The sequence below is a fragment of the Zarconia navalis LEGE 11467 genome (assembly GCF_015207075.1).
GTDB lineage: Bacteria > Cyanobacteriota > Cyanobacteriia > Cyanobacteriales > Geitlerinemataceae > Zarconia > Zarconia navalis.
In genome coordinates this window covers 1-6,045 of record NZ_JADEXN010000339.1, presented here as the reverse complement: position 1 = coordinate 6,045, position 6,045 = coordinate 1, and the positions used below count along the sequence as shown (strand labels likewise).

Below are 6,045 nucleotides of genomic sequence, written 5' to 3'. Positions count from 1 at the left end.
ACCTTGCATTTGCCAGTCTTTTCCGTTGTACCCGAGTTAAAATGGCATACCATCTCTTTTCCCGGACGCTGCTTGAGAGAAACCGGTGCGGTATAGCCTTCGCAGCGAGAATTGAGGGGGAATGCGGAACACAAATTAAACCGCTCTGTGGGGCTGAGTTCTTCTTCTTGGGCAATAATGGCAGTTGGGAATAGCAAGGATGGAAGGAGGATGGCGATGGGGAAAAGTTTGGCGAAATTCATCGTAGATTAAGCTCCTATGATTGGTAAATGAGGAATAGTGTGTGGTGGCTGATGGTAAGCGATCGAATCGCTTGTTGTTAACGTACGTCTGGTGCTGGGAAACTTATGCAATTCGCAGCGAAAGTCTAGTGGGAACTGCACGCAGCGATCGTATTTTTGTTCGGGCGAACGAATATCTTGAGGTTTCAAGATTGTGTTGAAACATAGCGGTAAACTGAATAAAATAAGCGCTGTGACTTTAGCTGAAATCATGAAGCGTTCGTCGGATAATCCTCAATAGGTTTCGCGATCGGTCAAAGGAAAAGCCATCAGATATTTTGGGAGCTCGATCGAATCTTCTTATCGATAACGATCGCCCCCGTCAGACCCCGTTGTTATCGACATACGTCTGGTGTCGGATAACCTATGCAGTTCTCTTCTTTCTTAAGAGATAGGAAAGAAAGGAAATATCTGTGATACTTAACGATTGAATTGGCGTGAAATGTCAAGGAATCCGATCGAGTGTTCCGGATTTATTTTTGCTCGATCGTTCGACTCAAACCAGAGATTTCTTAAGTTAAGGAAATAAAATCTCGACTAAAAAGTAAGTCACCCGAATCTAGTCCGGGAGCGAATCCAATCAAATCGCCATTCTCAAAAATTCCAACTCCCCGACCAAGACCTTCGAGATTGAGATTAAATAGCCCAATTTGGCTAATATCCCGCACACCAATAAAATCTTCCCGAAAATCGAAGTCTGCGATCGTCGCAAAGTCCCTATTGCCCGATCCGAGATAGAACGATCGTTCTTCATCACCTAAAATAAAAAGATCGAAACCTTGGCCGCCAATGAGAGTATCGACTTCTCCTAATCCAGGACTTGGTGCGAGTAAATCGACACCGAGGAGAAAGTCATCACCCAGATCTCCAGACATCCAGTCATTTCCGCTACCGCCAGAGAGAATATCGTTATCTTGTCCCCCAAACAACGTATCGCTTCCTATACCACCATCTAAAAAATCAACCCCAATATTGCCAAAGAGAACATCGTCACCGATATCTCCACCAACAATATCGTCGTCTCGACCCGCAGCAATCGTATCGTTCCCTTCACTACCCAATAAAATATCGATACCTTGATTGCCAAAAATCCAATCGTTACCAAAGTTTCCAAAGATAATGTCGGCACCTTCTTGCCCGACGAGCGTATCGTTTCCAAATAAGCCCTGAATTGTATCGTCGCCAGCAAAGCCAAAAATCAGATCGTTTTCCAGTTGTCCGATCAGATTGTCGTTCGCAACTGTTCCAAAAATATCTGCCATAATTAAATCCCCAAGATTAGAATGAACGAACTAGTGCTGCTACGCAGAATTAAAAATGCGTCTTGGAAAGTTGAACGGGACCCAAACCGATACCGCTCGCGCTTCCACAAAACGAAGAGTACATAAGGCTTTCACAGGCTTCGACGTGAGCGCGGTTACTGAGCGGCTCGACTGAGCGCTCGCCGAACGTCTTGTCGAAGTACAGCCGAACGTTAAGATCTCGTCATTTATTGCTGCCGCGCTGCACTAGAATAGATACGGTAAAAGTCAAAATCGATGTTGTCTGAATTCACTGACATGAAAGCATTATTCAATCGAGAAAAGCCAATGTCAATTCATTAAAATCATCGATTGCTTATGAGTGTTAGCCATCTGCGAGTGTCAAACTCATACGGCAAATTCATAAAACTCATAAAGTGAAAAAAGCGCTGACAAAACACTGTTTTGAATTTACTTCTTTCGTTACTCAACCGACAGGAAAAACTTTTGTCAGTTAATTAGGAATAGGGTGTCGAATGGCTTGTTTTTCGGGTAGGCGATCGCGAACAGCCGAATATCCCGCATCTGAAGCGATGCTCGCGCTCGGAGCGTTAAGTTTCATAGTAATATTGAGAGAGAAATAAACTTCAGAAGAGTTCTGCTTCGGCGGAACTCTTTTCATTTGGTTTTTATAGTGTATAGGCTGATGTCTAACGTTGTCAACAAATTTGAATTCATATTTTTCATTTTAAGATAGTTGAGACTGTCGTGAAACGAAGTAAAAGAGACATTTACCCTTACATCACCCTTACAGTCGCTTTCCGAGACATTCCCCAATAACGCTCGAATCGTGAAGCCGTTCGAGCGCAAACGCCAGATCTGTTAGGACGCTAGGGTTTGTCATCAGTTAGATCTAGAAGCCTTTGGGCACAAGGATTTCGATCGCGCTCGTTCAAAAATGTCATTGAAAGCCAGAACCCATATCCAGTTAGCCGTACTTCTGGAACAAAAGAAAAATGCGATCGGTCATTTATCTGACATAGAGAACTATCGTTTCGCGATTGTCTTGAATTTTTTTGCCCGATCCTCCCAAGGTACGGCAATCCATATATGACGATCGATCGTATAGTTCGATAGGCTCGAAGTAAGCAGCAAATCGATCTGTCTTTTTAAGATCGTCAATGCTGACATCGATCGCGATCGCACGATAACGATCTGGTATAAACTCTTGTGGGCTAACCCTGTGGCTAGCGCGCGCGACTTCACGCGACCCGAGCGAGTAAGATGACTAGCACCTCACAGCGAGTCAGCCTTACGGCGACTCTATGGTTCTCAAGAAAAACAGGAGAGTGAATCATCTTAATGGCACGACCAAAGCGTACTCGTTCGGGAGATGCCGTCTCTCAATCAAAATTTGTTCGGGCTGTAGAAGGCTATCTCGTTCAAGCCAACTGGACAAAACAGCAATTCATGGCTGAAATCCAAGTGGGAGAAGCTCAGTTCTATCGGTGGGCCAGGGGCGAAAACGTTCCCACAAAATCGATTGTTAATCGGATCGCAGTATTTTTAGCGCGTCGCTTAGATAACATTCGCCAGGATCTTCCCCACAATCCATTTCCAGTTTCTGACACAATTGATGGTCTGTTAAACGAACTACTTGACGCAGCAGGCTATAGCGCTAGCATTCGGGGGAAGGGAGTTAATTCGAGCTGGCAAGAAATCGCTCATCATCGCGCCTGGAAACTTGGATATACTCTTGTTTATCCATATTGGGCAAAGCCTCCGGAACGGTATGGGGGTCAACCGACTGGTATTGCCATCGACTGCGCCCACAGAGTCGGCGATTTGCTCGGAATCGAGACAGAATGGCAGTACTTAACCTGGCAAGAAATGCCTCTGGCAATTGCCGAACGTAAAGTTCATGGAATTGCTCCTTTCATGTTGGCCGCACCAGGGAGACTGTTTGATTACCGCTTATCCGATCCGTGGTATCGAGGAGGAAAGCTCAAACTGACCGCCGTGACTCTACCCACAGAACTTGATGTCGATTTTCTAGAAGATTTACCACATAAGCGCGTTCGGTTGGTTTACATAGAAAACGAGATCGGAGATTGGGTTGTCAGCATGCTGGGAAATTCTTACGAGCGCGAGGCTTGTGCCGACAAAATAAAAGCGATTAGTTACATGAAAGCTTTTGAGTCAGACAACAGCGATGTGATTCCGATTCTCTGCTCCGATAGCATTTTTTGTCAAAATGTAGCGGATGAAAATAACTGGCAAGTTCTTAATATACGATGCGTGAAGGATTTGTCATTGTCTCCAGCATTTGCGTTTCACCCTAATGAAGAACAATTAACCGTGTCTGTTAATGCGGTTTTGAAGTTTGTTAATCAAATTCCGTAAATCTTGGCTTCAAGGAAGCGATCGAGTTGTGAAAATTTCATTCAGTCTATCCGCAGAAAAAATTATCAATGATGAAGAACTAATTCTTAAAGAATTGGCAGTTGAGAAATCTCTGTATTGTCTGACTTGTGATTTTGAAGGCTTAAAGCGATTTGCTGAAGCGTTTCACTTTGTCCGCTATGACTTCTGCCACCTTAACTTTATTGTGGGTGAGCGGTGCTGCGATCGGGAATTTTTGTGGGGGGGGCTTGCGAAAAATATTTACGAAGAATTGGGCGGAAAAAATGGGCAGAGCCACAACCAGTTGTATCGAGATTTTTTAGCTTCTATCGGTGCTCGGGAAGACGTATTTCTCGAAGAACCGGAATTTGCTTCCCAGTATAATCGGGCATTGCAAACATACTGTCGGCAAGCTCCCATTCCAGAAGCTCTGTTTGCGATCGCAATCTATGAAGCTTTTGACATTCCCGATTACCAATTACTACTACGGGTTGTGAAACAAGCCGGTGTCTCACAACAAGGGCTACGCTTTTTTCAGGTTCATGCTGTCGCCAACCACTTTGAAATGTTTGAAGACGTTGTAACTTGGCTTAGACAACAAGAAGGTGGAGAGACTGCCTTCCATCGAGCAAAAGAATTTGTTTTTAAAATACAAACAAAAATGTGGTGTGGTTTAATCGAACACTTACAAGAACAAACAACAGATTGCTGTGTTTAAAACTTTTAATTTCTTTGGAGGAACGCAATGGGTCTTAAAACTTTCCGCAATCGATGGTTCCCGATCTTTCTTTCACTCGTCACGATCTTCTCGATCGGTGTGGCTGCCTGTTCCCAAGATTCTGCCCAACAAACCCGCGCTCGATCTTCCCAGACATCAACCCTAGAGCAAATTATCGCCACTAGCCAACTCAAAATTGGCTACATCGTTTTTCCACCCGCAATCGTCAAAAATCAAACCACAGGCGAATTAGGCGGTCACTTCGTTGAAACGATCGAAGAGATTGCCCGTATCAATAATTGGACACCAGAATTTATCGAAACGAACTGGTCGGGTTTTGCAACCGGACTCGACTCCCGTCGGTTTGATGTTTCGATCGCCCCCACCTTCGTCACCATCCCCAGGGCCTTATCCGTCTACTTCACCCGACCCCTTTTCTACGCAGGCAACAGTGCGATCGTTAAAGCTAACGAAACCCGCTTCACCACCCTCGAAAGTATCGATCGACCTGAAGTTACCGTAGCCGTGACCCAAGGGGAAGCTGGCGACGAATACGTCAAAGCCAATTTCAAAAACGCAAAAATTACCCGATTCTCCGGTGGCGACCAATCCCTCGCCTTCCAAGCAGTCGTTGCCGGTCGTGCCGATATTGCCCTCGGGGATGCCTACGTCACCTCGCAATTTGCCCGAGCTAACCCCCAGGTCAAAGACCTGTTTGCCGACGCTCCGTACAATCTCACGCCCATTTCCTGGGCCGTTCGCAAAGGAGATGACCAAATGTTGAACTTCTTCAATAGCAGCCTAGAATCCCTCGATTACCAAGGTCGCCTGCGGGAATGGGAGCAACAAGCCGGTGCGAACTGGCTGCACGTCAAGAAAGTTTGGGAGTCGAGTGCATCGTAATTTCTAGCAGAAGCGCATTTTTTATCGTTATACATTTTCAGCGATGGGGAATGGGGAATCTTACAAGTGTAGGTTTTTTAGATTCTGGTGAAATCGAGCTGGGGAAGCTGGGGGCACTTCGACAAGCTCAGTGACCAGGGGGGGGGAGCAAAACCCTTGAATTCTCGTTGACGCTTGACCAGAGAGCGGAGCGATTGTGAAAAGCATTCCCTTGTTAAGGACGGGGAGAGGGGGAGAATAACGACTCACTCATTGTTAATTATTCATTATTCATTCATCTTCCCCTGCCTCCCCTGCCCCAAAACCCTTACGCCTCGGCGTTAGTACTTTGGTTGGCATTCAACTGAAGCTGTCCCCACTGGCACAGCCAGGTTCCCATTTTGGCTCCGAATAAGACACCTCCCATCACCGGGCCGTAGCGTTCGGTGCAGTAGAAGAATTTGGTAGGCAGGTGGTAGGGGGATTTTTTGCTCCAGAAGACGCTGTTCCAGGCTTGGGG

General features: G+C 45.8%; 6 protein-coding genes. 3 read left to right on the top strand and 3 right to left on the bottom strand.

The window, feature by feature from the left end:
* The coding region (locus tag IQ235_RS16405) for a hypothetical protein (RefSeq protein ID WP_264322509.1) at nucleotides 1-242 on the bottom strand (242 nt) is incomplete at its 3' end.
* Nucleotides 243-793: 551 nt separating this feature from the next.
* Entirely contained in the window at nucleotides 794-1,543 is a 750-nt protein-coding gene (locus IQ235_RS16400; protein WP_264322508.1) for a calcium-binding protein, read from the bottom strand.
* Between the two features lie 1,341 nt (nucleotides 1,544-2,884).
* Here IQ235_RS16400 and IQ235_RS16395 point away from each other — a divergent pair.
* The 3 genes from IQ235_RS16395 to IQ235_RS16385 are packed head-to-tail and all read left to right on the top strand — an operon-like array spanning nucleotide 2,885 to nucleotide 5,546.
* Nucleotides 2,885-3,925 (top strand): transporter substrate-binding domain-containing protein, encoded by a 1,041-nt coding sequence (locus IQ235_RS16395; protein WP_264322507.1) that lies wholly within the window; start codon nucleotides 2,885-2,887, stop codon nucleotides 3,923-3,925.
* A gap of 28 nt (nucleotides 3,926-3,953) precedes the next feature.
* Nucleotides 3,954-4,643: an iron-containing redox enzyme family protein gene (locus IQ235_RS16390; RefSeq protein WP_264322506.1), complete on the top strand. Its 690-nt coding sequence runs from the start codon at nucleotides 3,954-3,956 to the stop codon at nucleotides 4,641-4,643.
* Between the two features lie 27 nt (nucleotides 4,644-4,670).
* The gene (locus IQ235_RS16385; RefSeq protein ID WP_264322505.1) at nucleotides 4,671-5,546 is read left to right on the top strand and encodes a substrate-binding periplasmic protein; all 876 of its coding nucleotides are present in this window, start codon (nucleotides 4,671-4,673) and stop codon (nucleotides 5,544-5,546) included.
* Between the two features lie 307 nt (nucleotides 5,547-5,853).
* On the opposite strand, the gene IQ235_RS16380 is transcribed toward IQ235_RS16385, so the two are convergent.
* A partial coding sequence (locus tag IQ235_RS16380; protein ID WP_264322504.1) for a hypothetical protein occupies nucleotides 5,854-6,045 on the bottom strand: 192 nt, incomplete at its 5' end.

Bases quoted from the DNA above. Each gene is read 5' to 3' on its own strand.
- IQ235_RS16400 (WP_264322508.1), bottom strand. From the start codon at position 1,543: ATGGCAGATATTTTTGGAACAGTTGCGAACGACAATCTGATCGGACAA.
- IQ235_RS16385 (WP_264322505.1), top strand. From the start codon at position 4,671: ATGGGTCTTAAAACTTTCCGCAATCGATGGTTCCCGATCTTTCTTTCA.
- IQ235_RS16395 (WP_264322507.1), top strand. From the start codon at position 2,885: ATGGCACGACCAAAGCGTACTCGTTCGGGAGATGCCGTCTCTCAATCA.